This is a genomic window from Aphanothece microscopica RSMan92, assembly GCF_046613545.2.
GTDB lineage: Bacteria > Cyanobacteriota > Cyanobacteriia > PCC-6307 > Cyanobiaceae > NIES-981.
In genome coordinates this window covers 1-531 of record NZ_JBKKKY020000408.1, presented here as the reverse complement: position 1 = coordinate 531, position 531 = coordinate 1, and the positions used below count along the sequence as shown (strand labels likewise).

Sequence of the window (531 nt, the reverse complement as noted above, 5' to 3'; positions counted from 1 at the left end):
CCCAGTCCATCCGCTGCGCCAACAGCGCCAGCGACTTGCGGATGGCTTCGACATGGTTCTGCGTCTCGGCGCGCATGGGACGGGTCCTTGGGGGTATGCAGTTGGCGGGCGACAGATAACGGCAGACGGCTCCGGCGACAAGGGTCGCGCGGGGGGCCGCCGTGCAGGGGCGTCAGTACAGCCCGCCGGAACTGACCGTGCCGAAATCGGCCTTCTTGGGAATGACCTTGGTTTCGCCGGTCGATGTGGTGACGGCCACGCCTTCTTCCTCGGTCTCGCCATAGGCGAACAAGGGCAGGTTCTCCCCCATTCCGAAACCGCCGTCGACCATCATGCCCAGGTTGGCCAGCGGGTCCTCGCCTTCGCGGAAATATTCGGCCACGACGTTGGGGCCCGAGGCATCGTCGGGCAGCACGGCGCCGCTGAAGCGGTCGATCTTGCGGAAATACCCGCCCGGCGGCACCGGGAACCGGCCGCCGCCGTATTTCTCGATCGCCACTTCCATGAAGCGCTGGAACACGGGGGCGCAGG

The 531-nt window shown here is 66.9% G+C and carries 1 protein-coding gene; it reads right to left on the bottom strand.

The annotated features are described in order from the left end of the window. Positions 1–172: 172 nt before the first annotated feature. On the bottom strand, positions 173–531 hold a 359-nt coding region (locus ACLD7X_RS18270; RefSeq protein WP_411425107.1), incomplete at its 5' end, for a hypothetical protein.